The 19,830-nt window shown below is 71.5% G+C and carries 17 protein-coding genes; 9 read left to right on the plus strand and 8 right to left on the minus strand.

The window, feature by feature from the left end; translation table 11 throughout:
- The first annotated feature begins 127 nt into the window (after positions 1 to 127).
- The 4 genes from tig (at position 128) to clpX (ending at position 4,797) form a co-directional block, all read left to right on the plus strand.
- The gene (tig, locus tag AC230_RS30105; protein WP_049719473.1) at positions 128 to 1,498 is read left to right on the plus strand and encodes a trigger factor; all 1,371 of its coding nucleotides are present in this window, start codon (positions 128 to 130) and stop codon (positions 1,496 to 1,498) included.
- Between the two features lie 506 nt (positions 1,499 to 2,004).
- A complete protein-coding gene (locus tag AC230_RS30110; RefSeq protein ID WP_049719580.1) occupies positions 2,005 to 2,610 on the plus strand; it encodes an ATP-dependent Clp protease proteolytic subunit in 606 nt (201 codons plus the stop codon).
- 55 nt (positions 2,611 to 2,665) lie between these two features.
- Positions 2,666 to 3,334 (plus strand): ATP-dependent Clp protease proteolytic subunit, encoded by a 669-nt coding sequence (locus AC230_RS30115; RefSeq protein ID WP_049719474.1) that lies wholly within the window; start codon positions 2,666 to 2,668, stop codon positions 3,332 to 3,334.
- 173 nt (positions 3,335 to 3,507) lie between these two features.
- Positions 3,508 to 4,797: an ATP-dependent Clp protease ATP-binding subunit ClpX gene (clpX, locus tag AC230_RS30120; RefSeq protein WP_049719475.1), complete on the plus strand. Its 1,290-nt coding sequence runs from the start codon at positions 3,508 to 3,510 to the stop codon at positions 4,795 to 4,797.
- A 59-nt stretch (positions 4,798 to 4,856) separates the two neighbouring features.
- Here the strand turns inward: clpX and AC230_RS30125 are convergent, their stop codons facing one another.
- The 3 genes from AC230_RS30125 to AC230_RS30135 form a co-directional block, all read right to left on the minus strand.
- The gene (locus AC230_RS30125; protein ID WP_049719476.1) at positions 4,857 to 5,681 is read right to left on the minus strand and encodes an ATP-grasp domain-containing protein; all 825 of its coding nucleotides are present in this window, start codon (positions 5,679 to 5,681) and stop codon (positions 4,857 to 4,859) included.
- A 77-nt stretch (positions 5,682 to 5,758) separates the two neighbouring features.
- On the minus strand, positions 5,759 to 6,712 hold the full coding sequence (locus tag AC230_RS30130; protein ID WP_049719477.1) for a hypothetical protein: 954 nt from the start codon (positions 6,710 to 6,712) through the stop codon (positions 5,759 to 5,761).
- 140 nt (positions 6,713 to 6,852) lie between these two features.
- Positions 6,853 to 7,758 carry a DUF3824 domain-containing protein gene (locus tag AC230_RS30135; RefSeq protein ID WP_049719478.1) on the minus strand — a complete coding sequence of 302 codons (906 nt, stop codon included), beginning with the start codon at positions 7,756 to 7,758 and terminating at the stop codon, positions 6,853 to 6,855.
- 437 nt (positions 7,759 to 8,195) lie between these two features.
- Here AC230_RS30135 and AC230_RS30140 point away from each other — a divergent pair, with 437 nt between their 5' ends.
- The gene (locus tag AC230_RS30140; protein WP_049719479.1) at positions 8,196 to 10,817 is read left to right on the plus strand and encodes a valine--tRNA ligase; all 2,622 of its coding nucleotides are present in this window, start codon (positions 8,196 to 8,198) and stop codon (positions 10,815 to 10,817) included.
- A gap of 336 nt (positions 10,818 to 11,153) precedes the next feature.
- Here the strand turns inward: AC230_RS30140 and AC230_RS30145 are convergent, their stop codons facing one another.
- The 5 genes from AC230_RS30145 to AC230_RS30165 form a co-directional block, all read right to left on the minus strand.
- Complete coding sequence (locus AC230_RS30145; RefSeq protein WP_049719480.1) at positions 11,154 to 12,374, minus strand: hypothetical protein; 1,221 nt, start codon at positions 12,372 to 12,374, stop codon at positions 11,154 to 11,156.
- Positions 12,375 to 12,457: 83 nt separating this feature from the next.
- Complete coding sequence (locus tag AC230_RS30150; protein WP_049719481.1) at positions 12,458 to 13,822, minus strand: glycosyltransferase; 1,365 nt, start codon at positions 13,820 to 13,822, stop codon at positions 12,458 to 12,460.
- Positions 13,823 to 13,854: 32 nt separating this feature from the next.
- Complete coding sequence (gene wecB, locus AC230_RS30155) at positions 13,855 to 14,982, minus strand: non-hydrolyzing UDP-N-acetylglucosamine 2-epimerase (protein ID WP_049719482.1); 1,128 nt, start codon at positions 14,980 to 14,982, stop codon at positions 13,855 to 13,857.
- A 138-nt stretch (positions 14,983 to 15,120) separates the two neighbouring features.
- On the minus strand, positions 15,121 to 15,825 hold the full coding sequence (locus AC230_RS30160; RefSeq protein ID WP_049719483.1) for a response regulator transcription factor: 705 nt from the start codon (positions 15,823 to 15,825) through the stop codon (positions 15,121 to 15,123).
- Positions 15,822 to 16,967: a PAS domain-containing sensor histidine kinase gene (locus AC230_RS30165; protein WP_049719484.1), complete on the minus strand. Its 1,146-nt coding sequence runs from the start codon at positions 16,965 to 16,967 to the stop codon at positions 15,822 to 15,824. The genes AC230_RS30160 and AC230_RS30165 overlap by 4 nt, the downstream gene beginning before the upstream one ends.
- Positions 16,968 to 17,099: 132 nt before the next feature.
- Between AC230_RS30165 and folC the strand changes: the two genes are divergently transcribed.
- The 4 genes from folC to AC230_RS33230 all read left to right on the plus strand — a co-directional run.
- Positions 17,100 to 18,614 (plus strand): bifunctional tetrahydrofolate synthase/dihydrofolate synthase, encoded by a 1,515-nt coding sequence (gene folC / locus AC230_RS30170; RefSeq protein ID WP_049719485.1) that lies wholly within the window; start codon positions 17,100 to 17,102, stop codon positions 18,612 to 18,614.
- 3 nt (positions 18,615 to 18,617) lie between these two features.
- Positions 18,618 to 18,968, plus strand: a complete 351-nt coding sequence (locus AC230_RS30175) for a DUF4233 domain-containing protein (RefSeq protein WP_049719486.1) — start codon at positions 18,618 to 18,620, stop codon at positions 18,966 to 18,968.
- Positions 18,969 to 19,055: 87 nt separating this feature from the next.
- Positions 19,056 to 19,469, plus strand: a complete 414-nt coding sequence (ndk, locus tag AC230_RS30180) for a nucleoside-diphosphate kinase (RefSeq protein ID WP_049719487.1) — start codon at positions 19,056 to 19,058, stop codon at positions 19,467 to 19,469.
- 285 nt (positions 19,470 to 19,754) lie between these two features.
- Positions 19,755 to 19,830: rod shape-determining protein (locus tag AC230_RS33230; protein WP_198535640.1), on the plus strand; the 76-nt coding region annotated here is incomplete at its 3' end.

Here is a 19,830-nt window from a genome sequence, read left to right on the forward strand (position 1 = left end):
TGGGGCTCATCCCGCGTGCGGTTACTATGCAAGCTGCGCGTCTGTGTCTCTACTACCGGGCGCGATCCGCTGGACCTCAGCAGAGGCCTCGCAGAAAACCCGAAGTCAGCCCCAAGGAGACCGAACCGTGAAGAGCGCCGTGGAGACCCTGAACCCGACCCGGGTTCGGCTCACTGTCGAGGTGCCCTTCGAGGAGCTCAAGCCCAGCCTCGACGCGGCGTACAAGAAGATCAACCAGCAGGTTTCCCTCCCTGGCTTCCGCAAGGGCAAGGTTCCCGCCCGTGTGATCGACCAGCGCTTCGGCCGCGGTGCCGTGCTGGAGGAGGCCGTCAACGACGCCCTCCCGAAGTTCTACACCGAGGCCGTCAACGAGGGTGAGCTGAACCCGCTGGGCCAGCCCGAGGTGGACATCACCGAGCTGAAGGACGGCGAGCTGCTGACCTTCACCGCCGAGGTGGACGTCCGTCCGGCCCTGGAGATCCCGGACTACTCCGGCATCGAGGTCACCGTCGACGCCGTCGAGGTGACCGACGAGGACGTCGAGAAGTCCGTCGAGCAGCTGCGTGAGCGCTTCGCCACCACCACCCCGGTCGAGCGTGCCGCCGCCGAGGGCGACATCGTCACCGTGGACCTCGAGGCCAAGGTCGACGGCGAGGTCCTGGAGGACGGCGTCGCCAAGGGCGTCGACTACACCATCGGCTCCGGCCAGCTGCTGGACGGCATCGACGAGGCCGTCACCGGTCTCGCGGCCGGCGGCACCGCCACCTTCACCTCCGAGCTCAAGGGCGGCTCCGCCGAGGGCAAGGAGGCCGAGGTCAAGGTCGACGTCACCGCCGTCAAGTCCCGCGAACTGCCCGCGCTGGACGACGAGTTCGCGCAGCTGGCGAGCGAGTTCGACACCCTGGAGGAGCTCAGGGCGGACAGCCGTGAGCGCCTCGCCCGGATGAAGAAGTTCGACCAGGCCACCCAGGCCCAGGAGAAGGTGCTCGAGGAGCTCCTCAAGCTGGTCGAGGTCCCGATGCCCGAGAAGCTTCTCGAGGACGAGATCAACACCCGCAAGCACAACCTGGAGCACCACCAGCTCGGTCAGATGGGCCTGACCCTGGAGAAGTACCTGGAGCTCCAGGGCAAGTCCGCCGAGGAGTTCGACGCCGAGCTCAAGGAGCAGGCCGAGAAGGGCATCCGCACCCAGTTCGTCCTGGACGAGATCGTCAACAAGGAGAAGCTGTCGGTCGGCCAGGACGAGCTCACCGAGCACCTGATGCGCCGTGCCCAGACCTCTGGCATGAGCCCCGACCAGTTCGCGCAGGCCGTCGTCGAGCAGGGCCAGGTCCCGATGCTCGTCGGTGAGGTCGCCCGCGGCAAGGCCCTCGCGACCGTCGTCGAGGCCGCCACGGTCAAGGACTCCAACGGCGAGGTCGTCAACCTGGACGAGGAGGACGAGACCGAGGCCGCCGCCGAGACGGTCGAGGCCGCCGAGGAGACGAAGGAGGCCTGAGCCTCCCCTCCCACCCCCGCACGGGCCCGAACGCGCCCGCCGCCCCCGGCGGCGGCCCGCGTCCGGGCCTGTGGCGCGCTTGGGCCCGGGCCGAGCTCTCGGGGAAGGGGCCCGGAGGGGCACCGGGCGGCGGGCTTCGGAGGAACCCACCCCTGGGGGACGGCCCCGGGGGACCCCCGGCGAGGGGCCCCGCCCCGCGGCGGCCCCGCGGGGGAGGCGGCGCCCCCGGCCGCAGGGCCGGGCCGGGGGCGCCCGGGCGGGGCCGCGCGGCGCGTCGGTGGGGGCATTCCGCCCGTGCGCCGTATGGGGACCTGCGCTCAGAGCGAACAGTTCCTCATGCGGGATGGCGCCCGCCGACCAGCGCGTTAGGGTCCGTAGATACGAGGGCAGGGGAGACTTGGAGCGCGCCGGACCGCAACCGGCCCCGAAGGACCCCCGCCCCAGTGAAGACGCGGAGACGGCCCGTTGCCGTCAGAGACGAGCAGGTGGATCACGTGACGAATCTGATGCCTTCCGCCGCCGGCGGACCCTCCATCGGTGGCGGCCTCGGCGACCAGGTCTACAGCCGGCTGCTCGACGAGCGGATCATCTTCCTGGGCCAGCAGGTCGACGACGACATCGCCAACAAGATCACGGCCCAGATGCTCCTCCTGGCCGCGGACCCGGACAAGGACATCTACCTCTACATCAACAGCCCCGGCGGCTCGGTGACGGCCGGCATGGCGGTCTACGACACCATGCAGTACATCCCGAACGACGTGGTCACCATCGGCATGGGCCTCGCGGCCTCGATGGGCCAGTTCCTGCTGACCGGCGGCACCCCGGGCAAGCGCTTCGCGCTGCCCAACACCGACATCCTCATGCACCAGGGCTCCGCGGGCCTCGGCGGCACGGCGACGGACATCAAGATCCAGGCCGAGCAGCTGCTCCGCACCAAGAAGCGCATGGCGGAGATCACCGCCCACCACACCGGCCAGACCGTGGAAACGATCATCCGTGACGGTGACCGTGACCGCTGGTTCACCGCTGAAGAGGCGAAGGCGTACGGGATCATCGACGAGATCATCACCCACGCCGCCGGCGTTCCCGGCGGTGGCGGCACCGGGGCCTGAGCCCCGGCAGGACGCGACGCCGACAGCCGAATCCCAGCCAACGACCGCCATCAGGATGGTGAACACCCGCATGAACAACTTCCCCGGCAGCGGCCTCTACACCGGCCCGCAGGTGGACGCCCGTTATGTCGTCCCGCGCTTCGTCGAGCGCACCTCGCAGGGCGTGCGCGAGTACGACCCGTACGCGAAGCTCTTCGAGGAGCGCGTGATCTTCCTCGGCGTCCAGATCGACGACGCCTCCGCCAACGACGTCATGGCGCAGCTGCTGTGCCTGGAGTCGATGGACCCGGACCGCGACATCTCGATCTACATCAACAGCCCGGGCGGCTCCTTCACCGCCCTCACGGCGATCTACGACACGATGCAGTTCGTGAAGCCGGACATCCAGACGGTCTGCATGGGCCAGGCCGCCTCCGCCGCCGCGATCCTGCTGGCCGCCGGCACCCCGGGCAAGCGCATGGCGCTGCCCAACGCCCGTGTGCTGATCCACCAGCCGTCCAGCCAGACGGGCCGCGAGCAGCTCTCCGACCTGGAGATCGCCGCCAACGAGATCATGCGCATGCGCACCCAGCTGGAGGAGATGCTGGCCAAGCACTCCACCCAGCCGATCGAGAAGATCCGCGACGACATCGAGCGCGACAAGATCCTCACCGCCGAGGACGCGCTGGCGTACGGTCTGGTGGACCAGATCGTCTCGACGCGCAAGTCGTCCGTCGCGGTCTGAGACCGCTCCGGGAGCCGGTCCGGCACCGGCTCCCGGACACTGTGCCGCCGGTACCCCCCTTGGCCGAGTAGGTGCGAGGGGGGCCCGCACGGGGGGCCCGGCAAGGTACCGTCGATAGGCAAGCACTCGGGTTCGCAGAGCAAGGCGGATCCCAGGCGAAGGGGAAGCACCTCGTGGCACGCATCGGTGACGGCGGCGACCTGCTCAAGTGCTCGTTCTGCGGCAAGAGCCAGAAGCAGGTGAAGAAGCTCATCGCGGGTCCTGGTGTGTACATCTGCGACGAGTGCATCGACCTCTGCAACGAGATCATCGAGGAAGAGCTCGCGGAGACCTCCGAGGTCCGCTGGGACGAACTCCCCAAGCCGCGCGAGATCTACGAGTTCCTCGAGGGCTATGTGGTCGGCCAGGAGGCCGCCAAGAAGGCCCTCTCGGTCGCCGTCTACAACCACTACAAGCGCGTCCAGGCCGGTGACACCGGCGCGCACAACCGCGACGACGGCATCGAGCTCGGCAAGTCCAACATCCTGCTGCTGGGCCCGACGGGCTCCGGCAAGACGCTGCTCGCGCAGACCCTCGCCCGCATGCTCAACGTCCCCTTCGCCATCGCCGACGCCACGGCGCTCACGGAGGCGGGCTACGTCGGCGAGGACGTCGAGAACATCCTGCTGAAGCTGATCCAGGCCGCCGACTACGACGTCAAGAAGGCCGAGACCGGCATCATCTACATCGACGAGATCGACAAGGTCGCCCGAAAGAGCGAAAATCCGTCGATCACTCGCGACGTCTCGGGCGAGGGTGTCCAACAGGCCCTGCTGAAGATCCTGGAGGGGACGACCGCCTCCGTCCCGCCGCAGGGCGGCCGCAAGCACCCGCACCAGGAGTTCATCCAGATCGACACGACGAACGTGCTGTTCATCGTGGGCGGCGCCTTCTCCGGCCTGGAGAAGATCATCGAGGCGCGGGCGGGCGCGAAGGGCATCGGCTTCGGCGCGACGATCCGCTCCAAGCGCGAGATCGAGGCGAGCGACCAGTTCCAGGAGGTCATGCCGGAGGATCTGGTCAAGTTCGGCATGATCCCCGAGTTCATCGGCCGGCTCCCCGTCATCACCTCCGTCCACAACCTGGACCGCGAGGCCCTGCTCCAGATCCTCGTCGAGCCGCGCAACGCACTGGTCAAGCAGTACCAGCGCCTCTTCGAACTCGACGGCGTGGAGCTGGACTTCGACCGCCCGGCGCTGGAGGCCATCGCCGACCAGGCGATCCTGCGCGGCACGGGCGCGCGCGGCCTGCGCGCCATCATGGAGGAAGTCCTGATGTCCGTGATGTACGAGGTGCCGTCCCGCAAGGACGTCGCCCGCGTCGTCATCACCGCGGACGTCGTCCAGTCCAACGTCAACCCGACCCTGGTCCCGCGCTCGCGCGGCAGCGAGGGGCCGGGGGAGCGGCACGAGAAGAGCGCGTAGCCGACGGGGAAGGGGCGCCCTCACCGGGAGGGCGCCCCTTCACGTTGTGCGATGTCGCGTCATGCGACCGCGCGCCGCAGCGCCGCGGCCACGGCGCCCGCGAAGGCGTCCCGCCGCTCCTCGGAGAGCAACTCCAGCGAGAGATAAGGGTTGAGGTCCTCCAGCTCCACGAGCAGCAGCTCACCCTCGGGCGTGCGGCACGCGTCCACGCGCTGGATGCCGTGCTCGACCGTGTTCCACTCGATGAACCGGCGCGCGAAGGCGAGATCGGCCTCCGTCGGCTCGTACGGTTCCAGGGCCCAACGCCGGGCCGGATCGGGCGCGTAGAGCGCGTACTGGAAGGCGTCGTCGACGAAGTAGAACGACACCTCGTGCGTGAAGTGGATGCGCGGCTGCACGAGGACGTCCCCGAAGGCGAGTCCGGGCAGCCGCTCAGGAGGGACGAATTCCAGACCGATCGAATCCGCGCCCAGCTTCGGCTTCACCACGTACTCGTCCACGACCGGCAGCCGGCCGAGGTCCTCGGCCCGGTCGACGGTCGGGATCACCGGGTACCCGGCGGCGGTCAGGTCGAGCAGGTACTGCTTCCCGGCCATGTCCGCCCGCCCGGTCACCTGGTTGTAGACCCGGGCACCGGTGCTCAGGACCCGCTCGCGGAACTCCTCGTACTCCGCCCGGTAGTTGAGCACCGGTCCGCTGTTGCGGACGACGACGAGGTCGAACCCGTCCATGAGCGGGGCGGCGTCCAGCGGATGGCACAGCGCGATCTCGAAGCCCTCCGCACGCAGCCGGCTGCTGAGGAAGATGTCCTCGTCGCAGTACCGCCGTCCCTTGGCCTCGTAGGCGAGGTCGGTGACGTAGAGGACGCGTGGTGTGCGTGACATGGGTGGCTCCTGGTGGTGCTGTGCTGTGCGGTCACGCTACCCGGCGGGGCGGACGGCCTCCGCCCGCCCCTGGCGGGTCACTTGACCTCGACGCGGATCTCCTTGCGGAGCCTGGTCGCCAGGGCCGCGGTCTCGTCTGCGTTGGCGCTGCCCTTGTTGAAGATCGAGGCGACGTCGACGGACATGACGAGCGCGACGGTGCTGTGGTCGGCCCAGGCGCAGACGGGCATCTTGACCTCGATGCTCTTGCCGGACGAGCCCGCCGTCTCGGACGTCTTGACGAGCTGGCACTTCATCACGGCGTCGTCGAGGCCCTGGGGGGAGACCTTCCGGGGGCTGCCCTCCAGCTCGGCCTTGCTGTCGCCGCCCTTCTTGGCGGACTCCTTGTCGGCCTGCTTGCGGATGGTCGCGAAGAGGTTGTTCAGGGTCTTCTCCGGGTTGTCGATCTTTCCCCAGACGCCCTTGAACATGAGCTGCTTCTTGCCGAGGCCGTCGCCGGACGCGTAGTCGGCGCCGGTGGTCTCCGCGTCGGCGATGCCCATCTCCTCCGCCTCGGCCTTGTCCTTCGGGCCGAAGTCGTCATCGTCGTCGGAGCTGTCGGCGTCCTTCTTGAAGTCGCCGAGGACGGTGTCGGGGGCGGTGAGCTTGTAGCGCTTGCCGTCGTCGGGGACGGAACTGCCGCCGCCGTCCTTGAAGTAGAAGACGCCGCCGAGCACGGCGCCGATGACGACGGCCGTGCCCACGGTGAGGGCGATGGCCTTGCCGCGCTTTCTGCCCGGCTGCGGGGGTATCGGGGGCGGCGGGTAGCCGCCGCCGGGCGGCATGCCCGGAGGGGGGCCGTACGGGGGTTGCTGGGGCTGCTGGGGTGCGCCGTAGGGCTGTTGCGGCTGCGGTGGGCCGCCGTACGGGTTCGGCTGCGGGGGCGGCTGCTGCCCCGGGTAGCCGTAACCGGGGCCGCCGCCCCGGCCGTCGGGGCCGTACGGATTGGGCTGCCCCGGCCCGCCGTACGGGTTGGGCTGGTCCGAACTCATGAGGTCCCCCCTCTTCGTGACTGCGTGCGCTGAGTGAGTGCGTACCCGGTCGGGCGCGTCTTGGCTTGTGACCTCCGCCGTCCGGGCCCGGGGCGCGCCCGCCGTCGCCCCGGGCCCGGAGGGGGCGTGTCCGCCGAGGGCTACTTGACCTCTACGCGGACGTCGTGGCGGACCTTGGCGGTGAGGGTGGCGGCGTCGTCGATGGACATGCCCTGACTGCCCATCAGCGCCGCGCCGTCAACGGGGACCACGGTCGCCGCAGTGCTGTGGTCGGCCCAGACGCAGAGCGGGACGTCCATCGTCTTCGTGCCGAAGTTCGTCTTGGCGACCTGGCACTTCATCACGGCGTCGTCCAGCCCGCCGGGCGAGACCTTCTGCGGGCTGCCTTCGAGCCTGCCCTTGCCGGGCTGCTTCTCGGAGTTCTCCTTCGCCTGTGCGAACCAGGCGTCCACGAGCCCCTCCGGGTCCTTGATCTCGCCGTAGACGCCGGAGAACTTGAGTTGCTTCATCCCCGCCCCGACCTTGTAAGAGGCCGAGACCTTCTCCATGTTGTCCACGTACGACCGGAGCTTCGCGTCCACGCTTTCCTTCGTGGTGGCTGCCGGGGCCGCCGCGTCCTTCTGGTACTCGCCCGCCACCGTCTCCGGCGTCGTCAGCTTGTACTTCTTGCCGTCGTCGGCGACCGTGCCGCTGCCGCCGCCGTCCTTGCCCTTGCCGAGGAAGACCACGGCACCGCCCACGATCGCGCCCACGAGCACCAGCGCGCCCAGCACGATCGCGACCGTCTTGCCCGCGCCGCCCTTCCGCGGCGGGACCGGCGGCGGGTACGGGCCGGGCATGCCGGGCTGCTGGCCGTACGGGGGCGCCGGGGGTTGGCCGTAGGGGGCCTGCGGGGGCGCGCCGTACGGGCCGGGCTGCGGGGTGGCCGGCGGGTAGCCGTAACCCGGCTGGCCCGGGGCGGCGGCGCCCTGCGCGTACGGGTTGGGGGCGCCGCCCTGCGGCGGCTGCGGCGGCTGGCCGTACGGACCCGGCTGGGGGTAACTCATGGTGTCTCTCTCGCTGTGGGGGGACGGGCGGCGTTCCGCGACATCCTCACCGATGGCTTATCCCGGCTTTACCTCGGGGGCGCAACGGTTTTGGAACAGAGGGGCGGCGGGCGTCAGTTGACGGCGCGTGCCGACGCGCACGGCTGCTCGTACGGCCCGTACGGCGTGCTGAAGCGCACTGTGCATCCCCCCGTTCGCCCGCTGCCGCGGACGCTGCTTCTTCCGGTGCTTCTTCTGGCGTGCTTCACCTCGCACATTAGCCGCCGCCTCCGACAGCCCCCGCGCCGCTGTCGCACCGGGCGCCGGCCACCGTGGGCCTATCGGGCATTCCGGACGCCCGGCCGGACGTCCCGCCCGGGTCCGTCCACGGCCGCCCGGCCCCCGGGGAGCGGAATCGCATTCGTGGCGCGCCGCCCCCGACCCGTAGAATCCGGTCCGTGACCGAGAACACTCAGCAGCCGAACACCAGCACCCCCGAACTGCCGACCCAGTACGCGCCGGCCGAAGTAGAGGGGCCGCTGTACGAGCGCTGGGTAGAGCGGGGCTACTTCACGGCCGACGCGAAGAGCGACAAGAAGCCGTACACGATCGTCATCCCCCCGCCGAACGTCACCGGCTCCCTCCACCTGGGCCACGCCTTCCAGCACACGCTGATGGACGCCCTCACCCGCCGCAAGCGCATGCAGGGCTACGAGGCCCTGTGGCTGCCCGGCATGGACCACGCCGGCATCGCCACGCAGAACAAGGTCGAGCAGCAGCTCGCCGAGGAGGGCAAGTCCCGCCACGACCTCGGCCGCGAGGCGTTCGTCGACCGCGTCTGGCGGTGGAAGGAGGAGTACGGCGGCAGGATCCTCGGCCAGATGCGCCGGCTCGGCGACGGCGTGGACTGGTCGCGCGAGCGCTTCACCATGGACGAGGGCCTCTCCAAGGCCGTCCAGACGATCTTCAAGCGGCTCTACGACGACGAGCTGATCTACCGCGCCGAGCGCATCATCAACTGGTGCCCCCGCTGCCTCACGGCCATCTCCGACATCGAGGTGGAGTACCAGGAGGACGACGGCGAGCTCGTCTCCATCCGTTATGGGGAGGGCGAGGAGTCGCTGGTCGTCGCCACCACCCGCGCCGAGACGATGCTCGGCGACACGGCCGTGGCCGTCCACCCGGAGGACGAGCGCTACGCCCACCTCATCGGCAAGCAGATCAAGCTGCCGTTGACCGACCGGTCGATCCCGGTCGTGGCCGACACGCACGTCGACCCGGAGTTCGGGACGGGCGCGGTCAAGGTGACGCCGGCGCACGACCCCAACGACTTCGCGATCGGCCAGCGCCACGACCTGCCGTCCATGACCGTCATGGACGAGCGCGGCAACATCACCGTGCACGGCCCGTTCCTCGGTCTCGACCGCTTCGAGGCGCGTTCGGCGATCGTCGGCGCGCTGCGCGAGCAGGGCCGGATCGTCGCGGAGAAGCGTCCGTACGTCCACTCCGTCGGCCACTGCTCGCGGTGCTCCACGACGGTCGAGCCGCGGCTGTCGATGCAGTGGTGGGTCAAGGTCGGCCCGCTGGCGAAGGCCGCCGGCGACGCCGTCCGCGACGGCCGGGTGAAGATCCACCCCGCCGACATGTCGAAGCGCTACTTCGACTGGGTGGACAACATGCACGACTGGTGCATCTCGCGCCAGCTGTGGTGGGGCCACCGGATCCCGGTCTGGTACGGGCCGGACGGCGAGGTCGTCTGCGTCGGACCGGACGAGGAGCCGCCGGGCGGCGAGGGCTGGACGCAGGACACGGACGTCCTCGACACCTGGTTCTCGTCCGGCCTGTGGCCGTTCTCCACGCTGGGCTGGCCCGAGAAGACGCCGGACCTGGAGAAGTTCTACGCGACCGACGTCCTGCTGACCGGGCACGACATCATCTTCTTCTGGGTCGCCCGGATGATGATGTTCGGTCTGTACGCGATGGACGGCGTCGCGCCGTTCCACACGATCGCGCTGACGGGTCTCGTGCGCGACGAGCGCGGCAAGAAGATGTCGAAGTCCTTCGGGAACGTCGTCGATCCGCTGGACTGGATGGACGCGTACGGGTCGGACGCCGTGCGGTTCACGCTGGCCAAGGGCGCCAACCCCGGTACGGACGTGCCGATCGGCGAGGACTGGGTCCAGGCGTCCCGCAACTTCGCCAACAAGATCTGGAACGCGACGCGGTTCGCGCTGATGAACGGCGCGACGGTCGAGGGCGAGCTGCCGCCGGCCGAGAAGCTGTCGGCCGCCGACCGCTGGATCCTGTCGCGGCTCAACGCGACCGTCGCCGAGGTGGACGCGTTCTACGACGACTACCAGTTCGCCAAGCTCGCGGACGCGCTGTACCACTTCGCGTGGGACGAGGTCTTCGACTGGTACGTCGAGCTGTCCAAGACGACGTTCACGGGCGGCGGCGAGCAGGCGAAGGTCTCGGCCCGGGTGCTCGGTGAAGTCCTCGACGTCACGCTGAAGTTGCTCCACCCGGTCGTGCCGTTCGTGACCGAGGCGCTGTGGACGACGCTCACCGGGAAGGAGTCGCTGGTCGTCACGGAATGGCCGGCCGACAGCGGCTTCCGGGACGCGGCGGCCGAGGCCGAGATCGCCAACCTCCAGCAGGTCATCACCGAGGTGCGGCGCTTCCGCGCCGACCAGGGGCTGCAGCCGGGGCAGCGGGTGCCGGCGCGGCTGGAGCTGGGCGGTACCTCGCTGGCCGCGCACGAGGGTGCGATCCGGCAGTTGCTGCGGCTGCAGCCGGCGGGGGAGGACTTCTCGGCGACGGCGACGCTGCCGGTCGCGGGGGCGACCGTCGCCCTGGACCTGTCCGGGACGATCGACGTCGAGGCGGAGCGGAAGCGGCTCGCCAAGGCGCTGGCGGCTGCGGAGAAGGACAAGGCGCAGTGCGAGGCGAAGCTGGGGAACGAGGCGTTCCTGGCGAAGGCGGCGGAGCAGGCCGTGGAGAAGATCCGGGGGCGGCTGGTGAAGGCCGAGGCCGACATTGAGCGGCTCGGGGCTCAGCTTGCGGCGTTGCCGGGGGCGTAGGCCCTGACGGGGGCGGGTCCGGGGGTTGTCTGCCCCCGGCCCTCCCCCAGAGGGGGTACCCCCACTTTCACCGTTTCTTCCGGGGCTGCGCCCCGTGCCCCCCGCGCGCGCCGGCGCTGCGGGGCCGCGCTTCGCGCGAGGGGGCGGGGCTCCGCCCCTGCGCCCCACCGGGGGCTTCGCCCCCTGGGCCCCCCTGAGCGCGGCTCCGCCGCTCGTCCTCAAACGCCGGACGGGCTGGATCAGCCCGTCCTGGGGGTCCCCTCCGGGGGAACTTGAGGACAACCGCGCGAAGCGCGGTTCCCGTGAGGGTGGAGGGGCGGGGTGGGGGCGAAGCCCCTAGTGGGACCAGGGGCGGGTGCGGCCCGGGTCCCACATCGGCCCCCACGGGCCCTCCACCGGCTCGCCCTCCACCCGGTCCACGGACCGGTGCGCGTTGCGGTCGCGGCGGTCCCGGACGGGGGCCAGCAGCACGTACGCCGTCGAGACGGCGACGAACGCCAGGCGGATCAGACCGCGCGTCGAGTCGTCGGGCACGACGAAGACGCTGCCGTAGAGGACGACGAGCGCCAGCCAGCTCCACAGCGGGACCAGGCGGCGTTGGCCGCACACGTCCCAGATCAGGGTGCCCAGGAGCACGGACGCCGTGTAGTACGTGTACACGCTGGGGTCGAGGACGATGCGCGCGTTCGCGCCGAGGAGGACGACCGCCGCCCAGCGCCCCCGCCAGACCGCGATCGCGCCGAGCGCGAGGCCGAGCGCGGCCTGGGCGGGCCGGGCCCAGCTCGGCGTCTCGGGATCGTTGGCACCGAGCCAACGCAGGGCGGACGCCGGGTTGTTGGGGATCGTGAACTCGGCCGCGGCGAAGGAGTGCGAGTCCACGACGAAGAAGGGGAGCCACGCCGCCGCCACCAGGCCCGCGCACCACAGCCCCGCCCGCAGCCACCGCCCCTTCGGCAGGGCGAGCAGCAGCGGCAGGAAGGCCAGGGCGGTGGGCTTGGAGTCGAGGGCGAGGGCCATGCAGATGCCGGTCGCGGCGGCGTTGCAGCGCGTCAGGTACCGGACGGCCAGCGCGGTGAAGAAGAGGGCCAGGACGTCGTCCAGGTGCGCGAAGCGGACGGAGACCTCGATCCACATGGGGATGAAGGCCAGCCCGGCGATCAGGACGCGGCGCCGCAGCCGCTGGTGGTTGGTGCCGGTGCCCAGGAAGTGCCGGGCGGCGCTGCGTCCGGCCAGCACCAGGACGATCAGGCCGAGCGCCGACATGAACGCCTCGGCGAGCACCTGGCCGACCTCGGCGGGGAAGGGGTTGAACAGGCCCGCCACCAGGAAGCTGATGGGGCCCATCTGGAGCTCGGGGTGGCGGGCGTAGAGGTTGAGGCCGCCGTCCTGCGAGCCGTTGTAGATCAGCTCCCCGCCGGTGCGCAGATAGTGCCAGGAGAAGCCGCCGCTGGGCTCGACCACCAGGAACCACAGCACGGCCCAGGCGGTGAGCAGCAGCAGATGTGTCCGACTGCTGAGTACCGGTATCCGCACGACGCTCTGACGCTCCCGTTCCATGACCCACGCGTACGTGGACCTGCACCTGTCACCGGCGGTGAGAGGGCGGAACGGGAGCCGAGGTTGCGTCGGTCCCGTGTGATTTACGCCTCGATGGCGGTCGGGCCGGAGTCGAGGGCCTCCGCGTTGCGCCGCGTCTTGGCCCAGCCGTTGCGGCCGCGCAGCATCCGGACGAAGCCGCGGGCGGACGCCGGGAAGAGGTGGTACGCGTACAGCCACAGGGCGAGGCCCCACAGCAGGGCGGTGAGCAGCGAGCGGTCGTCGGCGCGGTCCCGGCGGTAGACCGGGCCCCAGAGGACGAACGGCAGGACGGAGACCACGGCCAGGCCCAGGACCAGCGGCCACAGGGCGAGCATCCCGCCGAACGCCTCGCCGGCGCCGTCCTCGACGGCGGTCAGGGCCAGGAAGGCGAACATGACCGCGCACAGTGCCAGGGTGACCAGGTGGGCGACCGGCTGGAGGAAGGTGTAGAGGGTCTCCAGGATCCCCTTGCCGCCGTAGTGGCGCGAGGAGACGATGCGCGGCGCGTAGCGGACGCACTGGAGGTTGCCCTGCGCCCAGCGGGTGCGCTGGGTCAGGAAGCGGCGGCCGTGCGGCAGGCCCTCCTGGGAGACCCAGGTGTCGGCGATGTGGTTGACGCGGTCACCGGTGAGGATCATGTGCAGGCCGAGCTCGTAGTCCTCCAGCAGCGCGCCGCGCTGCCAGGGACGGCGCTCGGCCGCGGCTATGCGGTCCAGGGAGGCGAGGCGGGTGAACTGGCCGTTGCCGCCCAGCCCGACGGAGCCGGTGCGGGCGCGCAGGAGCTGCATGCCGGCGTTGGAGACGGAGAACTCCATGTCCTGCATGCGCACGAGGAGCCGGGCGAAGGCGTTGCGGACGCGGCCGCGGTCGGGCAGCGGACGCTTCTCCCCGGCGTTGCGCATCCGGACGCTGACCTGGACGCCGCCGATCTCGGGGTCGGCGAAGCCGGCCGGGCCGCTGACGACGTTCAGGGCGTCGGGGTCGAGCTGCCCGTCGGCGTCGATGACGCAGACGACGACGCGCTCCCGGTCGGTCTCGCGGGCGAGGAACTGGTTGAGCTCGTCGTACGCGGCGTTGAGCGCGGCGCCCTTGCCCTGGCGGGCCTCCGGGCGGTGGCGGCGCACGAGGTGCACGCGCCGGTCGCGGTCGGCGAGTTCGGCGACGATCTCGCCGGTGCGGTCGTCGCTGTCGTCGTCGATGACCCACACGTGGGCGCGCGGGTGGTCGGCGCGCAGCCGGCCGACGGTGGTCGCGACGACGGCCTCCTCGTCGCGGCAGGGGACGAAGAAGTGCCAGTCGAAGGCGCCGGGGTCGCCGTGCCCGGCGACCGGGCGGCGCGTGTAGGCGTGGCGGGCGCCGGCCCAGTAGAGGAGGAAGCAGGCGAGGAGGAAGAAGGGGAAGGCGAGGAGGAGGGGGTGGGAGAACATGCGGGGGTGGTCCTTGGGGCGTCGGCGTCGTCTCAGGCGGCCAGTCGCTGCGGGGCGGCGGCGATGCGGGCGAGCAGCTCCGCGATGCGGTCGGAGGCGAGTCCGTCGCCGAACGGGCTGGGGAGGGCGGCCAGGTGCTCCAGCCCGGCGCGGCCCTCGGCGAGCCGGCGGCGGGCGGCGGCGCCGATCTGCGGGCCCGGCTGGACGAGGTCCGCGAAGTCGGCCATGGCCTCGGGGCGTTCGGTCGAGCGGCGTACGACGACCAGGGGGCGGCCGAGGACGGTGCACTCCTCCTGGATGCCGCCGGAGTCGGAGACCAGCAGCGCCGCGTGCCGGGCCAGGGCCAGGAACTCGGAGTAGCCGAGCGGCGTGGTCACCGTGAGCGGCGCCAGCAGGCCGGTGAGGCCGGCCGCCTCGATACGGGCCCGGGTGCGCGGGTGCAGCGGCAGCACGACCGGGCGGCCGGTGCCGGCGAGGCCGGCGAGCTCGGTGAGGATCGCGCGCAGGGCCTCGGGGGAGTCGGTGTTCTCCGGGCGGTGCACGGTGGCCAGGACGTACGCGTCGGCGGTCAGGCCGTGGGCGGCCAGCAGGGCGGCGCGGGCGCCGGCGTCGGGGAGCTGGTTGCGGACGGCCTCGACGACGGTGTTGCCGGTGACCTCGATGCGGCTGTCGGCGATGCCCTCGGCGAGGAGGTTGGCGCGGTTGTCCTCGGTGGCGGCGCACAGGACGTCCGCGACGCGGTCGATGAGGACGCGGTTGTGCTCCTCGGGCATGGCGCGGTCGTGGCTGCGCAGCCCGGCCTCGACGTGCAGCAGCGGGATGCCCCGGGCGTTGGCGGCGAGCGCGCCGGCCAGGGCGGCGTTGGTGTCGCCCTGGACGACGACGGCCGCGGGCGGCTCGGCGGTGAACAGCTCGTCGAGCTGGGCGAGGGCCGCGGAGATCTGGACGGCGCGGGGCTTGCCGCCGACGCCGGTGAGGTAGGTGGGCTCGGGGAGGCCGAGCTCGGTGAGGAAGCGGCCGGAGAGCTCCTCGTCGTAGTGCTGACCGGTGTGGACGAGGTGGGCGGCGGGGCCGAGGAGCCGGACGAGGTCCGTGAGCTTGACGAGTTCGGGGCGGGTGCCGAGGACTATGGCGATGCGGGGGCTCTCGGGGGCGGTCACGGGGGCTCCTGGCTGTCTCGGTGGCTGGGGTCAGCCACAGACAGTGCGGGGCGTGGGTTGCTCGCCCGGATGGGGTTGGGTTGCTCGACGGTTGCGAAAGCGATCCGGGACTTTGGTCCCGGTGGGAGGGGCAGGGCATCAATCCCCTCGTGGGTCGCCCCCGGCGCGGTAGCGGTACCCCAGGCCGCGGACGGCCTCCAGGGGGTCCGCGGCCTCGTCACCGGCCGCCTGGCGCAACTTGCGCCGCAACCGCAGCACGGCGAACTTCACCCGCTCGCGCCCCGTCCCGTCCCGGTCGTCCCAGACCCGGTCGAGGAGCTGGTCCGTCGTGATCACCCGCCCGCGGTTGCGGACGAGGATCTGGAGGAGCCGGTACTCGATGTCGCTGAGGCGCGCCTCCTGGCCCTGCCAGACGGCGGAGCGGCGCTCCGGGACGAGCCGCAGGCCGTCGTCGAAGGAGTCGCCGGCCCACCGGGCGGGCGCGGCCCGCCGCAGCAGCGCCTCGACGCGGGCGAGGAGCTCGTCGTTGCCGAAGGGCTTGGGGAGGTAGTCGTCGGCGCCCGAGCGCAGCCCGCGGACGCGGTCCGTCTCGGCGCCCCGGGCGGTGAGCAGGAGGACGGGGAGGTCGCTGAGGTCCCGGGTGCGTTCGAGGACGGCCCAGCCGTCCAGCTCGGGCAGGCCGATGTCGAGGATCAGCAGCGCGGGGCGCTCGGCGAAGAGCAGCCGCAGCGCCTCGCGGCCGTCGGCGGCGGGGACGACGTCGTAGCCGGCGCGGGTGAGGAGGGTGCGCAGGGCGAGGGCGAGGTCGGTGTCGTCCTCGACGACGAGGATGCGGGCCGTCACGGGGCGTCCCCCGGGCCCGCGACCGGCAGGCGGACGAGGAAGACCGCGCCCTTCCCCTCCGTACCGCCGGCGGTCAGCGTCCCGCCGTGCAGCCGGACGAGGTCGCGGGCGATGGAGAGGCCGAGGCCGGTGCCGGGGTAGCCGCCCGAGCGGGCGTTGTCGGCGCGGACGAAGCCGGAGAAGATCTCCTCCCGGGCGTTCTCGGGGACGCCGATGCCGGTGTCGGCGACCGTGATCTCCCAGCAGTCGCCGCACGGCCGGGCCGTGACGGTGATCCGTCCGTCGGGCGGGGTGAACTTCGCCGCGTTCTCCAGCAGGTTCCCCACCACGTGCCGGAGGCGGTGGCGGTCGCCGCGCAGGACCGGCCCGGGGGCGCAGTCCAGGACGGTGAAGACCGGCGGGGGAGCGCTGGGCGCGGTGCACAGGGACTCCAGGACGGCGTCGCGGAGCATGCCCGGCACGTCCACGTCGCCGATCTCCAGCTCGGGGCCGACGGCCCGCATGCGGGTGGTGAACAGCAGGTCGGCGATGACGCGTTGCATGCGTTCGCCGTTGCGGCGGATGGCGTCGACGAAGGAGCGCTGCTCGGCGGTGAGCGCGCCGAAGGCCGGGTCGGTGAGGAGCTCGCCGAAGCTGATGACGGTGGTCAGCGGGGTGCGCAGCTCGTGGGAGGCGGCGGCGGTGAAGGCGTTGCGCTGCCGGGCCAGCTCGGTGAGGGCGACGTTGTCCCGCTCCAGGTCGTGTTCGCGCCGCTTGCGTTCGGTGACGTCGCCGAAGAACCAGAGGGCGCCCAGATAGGCGCCGTCGCGGTGGAGCGGCTCGACCTGGCGGCGGATGACGCGCCCGTCGGTGAGCGGGATCTCCGCGACGCGGTGGACGGGCCGCCGGGCCAGCACCTCGCCGGGTCCGGGCCCGGGGTGGCCGGCGGCGGTGAACCAGGCGCGGACGAGGGGGACGACGGGGGCGACGGGGGCGCCGTGGGAGAGGTCCGCCCTGCCCTCCAGATCGAACATGCGGACGAATTCGCGGTTGACCGCGAGGATCTCGTCGTCGGGGCTCATCAGCAGTGCCCCGGCGGGCAGTGCCTCCAGGACGGCCTGGAGCAGGTCCCGTTCCCGGGAAACCTGGCGCTCGGGGCCCATGCCTCTCACCCGCTCCCTGGACATACTCCACTAAAACGGTAGGGCAAAGCGGAACATAATGCTCCTGGCAGCGGACCGGGACCGCGCCCCCCGGCGCTCCGCGCGCCCGCCCCCGCTCCGTAGACTGGGCGCGTGAGCGAGCGCCCCCTGAACGACGACAGCGAGAACCCCGACCGGTTCGAGGAGATCGTCGAAGCCGAGACCGACAGAGACCCCGACCTGGCGGTGATCGAGGCCGGCAGCCGTACCCTGCGCGCCCAGGCCGGGCCGTCCCAGGGCGACGGCGTCCCCGCCCGCCCCGCCGACCCGGAGGTCGACCGGGCCCTGCGCGAGGTGGAGGCGGAGCTCGCCGGCCGCTGGGGCGAGACCAAGCTCGACCCGTCGCTGGTGCGCATCCAGGGCCTGCTCGACATCCTGGGGCACCCCGAGCGTGCCTACCCCTCCATCCACATCACCGGCACCAACGGCAAGACCAGCACCGCCCGCATGATCGAGGCCCTGCTGGCCGCCTTCGACCTGCGCACCGGCCGCTACACCAGCCCGCACGTCCAGTCCGTCACCGAGCGGATCAGCCTGGACGGGGCGCCGATCGACGCCGAGCGCTTCATCGAGACGTACCGCGACATCGAGCCGTACGTGCGCATGGTCGACGAGCGCGAGGAGTACCGCCTCTCCTTCTTCGAGGTCGTCACCGGCATGGCCTTCGCGGCCTTCGCCGACGCCCCGGTGGACGTCGCGGTGGTCGAGGTCGGCATGGGCGGCACCTGGGACGCGACCAACGTCGTCGACGGCACCGTCGCCGTGGTCACCCCGATCGCCCTCGACCACACCGACCGCCTCGGCTCGACCCCCGGCGAGATCGCCCTGGAGAAGGCCGGGATCATCAAGCAGGACGCCACCGTCGTCCTGGCCCAGCAGCCGGTGGACGCCGCCCAGGCGCTGCTCAAGCGCGCGGTCGAGGTGGACGCGACGGTGGCCCGCGAGGGCATGGAGTTCGGCGTCGTCTCCCGCGAGGTGGCCGTCGGCGGCCAGCTGCTGACCCTGCGCGGGCTGGGCGGCGAGTACCCCGAGATCTTCCTCCCGCTGCACGGCGCCCACCAGGCGCACAACGCGGCCGTGGCGCTCGCCGCCGTCGAGGCGTTCTTCGGCATCGGCGCCCAGCACGCCCGCACCCTCGACCTCGACGTCGTCCGGCGCGCGTTCGCCTCGGTGACCTCGCCGGGCCGGCTGGAGGTCGTGCGCCGCAGCCCCACCGTCGTGCTGGACGCCGCGCACAACCCGGCCGGCGCCCGCGCCGCCGCCGAGTCGATCGGCGAGGCCTTCGGCTTCAGCCGGCTGATCGGCGTGGTGGGCGCCAGCGACGGCAAGGACGTCCGCGGCATGCTGGAGGCCTTCGAGCCGGTCTTCGCCGAGGTCGTCGTCACCCGCAACTCCAGCGACCGGGCCATGGACGTGGACGCGCTCGCCGCGCTCGCCGTCGAGGTCTTCGGCGAGGAGCGGGTGCAGGTCGAACCCCGCCTGGACGACGCCCTGGAGGCGGCCGTCACCCTCGCCGAGGAGGAGGGCGAGTACGCGGGGGCCGGTGTACTGGTGACCGGATCGGTCATCACCGTGGGAGAGGCCCGGCTGCTGCTGGGGAGGAGCTGACACATGCGGACGCTGTGCGCGAGCACTCTGATCGGTGAATTCTTCATCATCGGCTTCGCGGGGCTGGTGGCCATGAAGTCGCCCGACCTGACGGCCGGCACGGTCTGGACGGTCAGCGGCATCGCGATGGTGCTCAGCGTCCTGCTCTGCGGCGTGATCACTCGTCCCGGTGGCGTGCTGCTGGGCTGGGTCTTCCAGCTCGGCCTGATCGCCAGCGGCTTCGTCGTGCCGACGATGTTCTTCCTCGGGGCCGCCTTCGCCGGGCTGTGGTGGGCGTCGGTGCACTACGGCCGGAAGATCGACGAGGCCAAGGCGCGGTTCGCCGCGGCGGAGGCCGAGGCGGCCAAGGGCTAGGGGGCGTCGGCGGCGCCGCTCCGGCGCCCCTGTACCCTCTGGCCCCACACACCCGATCGTCCGCACGGACCCGCAAGGAGCCGCAGTATGAGCCAGCGCACCCTCGTCCTCCTCAAGCCGGACGCCGTCGCGCGCAAGCTCGTGGGCGAGATCGTCGCCCGCATCGAGCGCAAGGCGAACTGGACGATCAGCGCGCTGGAGCTGCGCACCCTGGACCGCACTGTCCTCGAACAGCACTATGCCGAGCACGTCGGCCGCGACTTCTACGAGCCGCTGATGGCCTTCATGTCGTCAGGCCCGGTCGTGGCGATGGTCGTCGAGGGCGAGCGAGTGATCGAGGGCGTGCGGGCGCTGGCGGGGCCGACCGACCCGATTTCGGCCGCTCCCGGTTCCATCCGTGGTGACTTCGGCACCATCACGCGCGAGAACCTCATCCACGCCTCGGACTCGGAGGAGTCCGCCGAGCGTGAAATCAAGATTTTCTTCCCGGGCCTGGTCTGATCCCGGGTCACGCAAGCACCCATTCTGATCAGGGGCGACCGATTTCTTTGTCGGTCGCCCTCTGACATATGCGCCCCGAACGGGGGAACCTCTCACTCCGACACGACGTCACCATTACAGAGGCGAGCTTGTGTTCCGCCGACAATGGCGGAGCAGCTGTCGCGTCGCTTTCTGTCCGGCGAGACTACGATGAGAGCTTCCGCGCCCCGCAGCGCACCACCTGCCGACCTCAAGTAAGCAATCGCTCCAGCTGGGAAGGCCAGACGTATCCTCATGGGGAACAACATGTCGTTCATCGGCCGTGACATGGCTGTCGACCTCGGGACCGCCAACACGCTGGTGTACGTCAGAGGCGCGGGAT

The organism is Streptomyces caatingaensis, assembly GCF_001187435.1.
Taxonomy (GTDB): domain Bacteria; phylum Actinomycetota; class Actinomycetes; order Streptomycetales; family Streptomycetaceae; genus Streptomyces; species Streptomyces caatingaensis.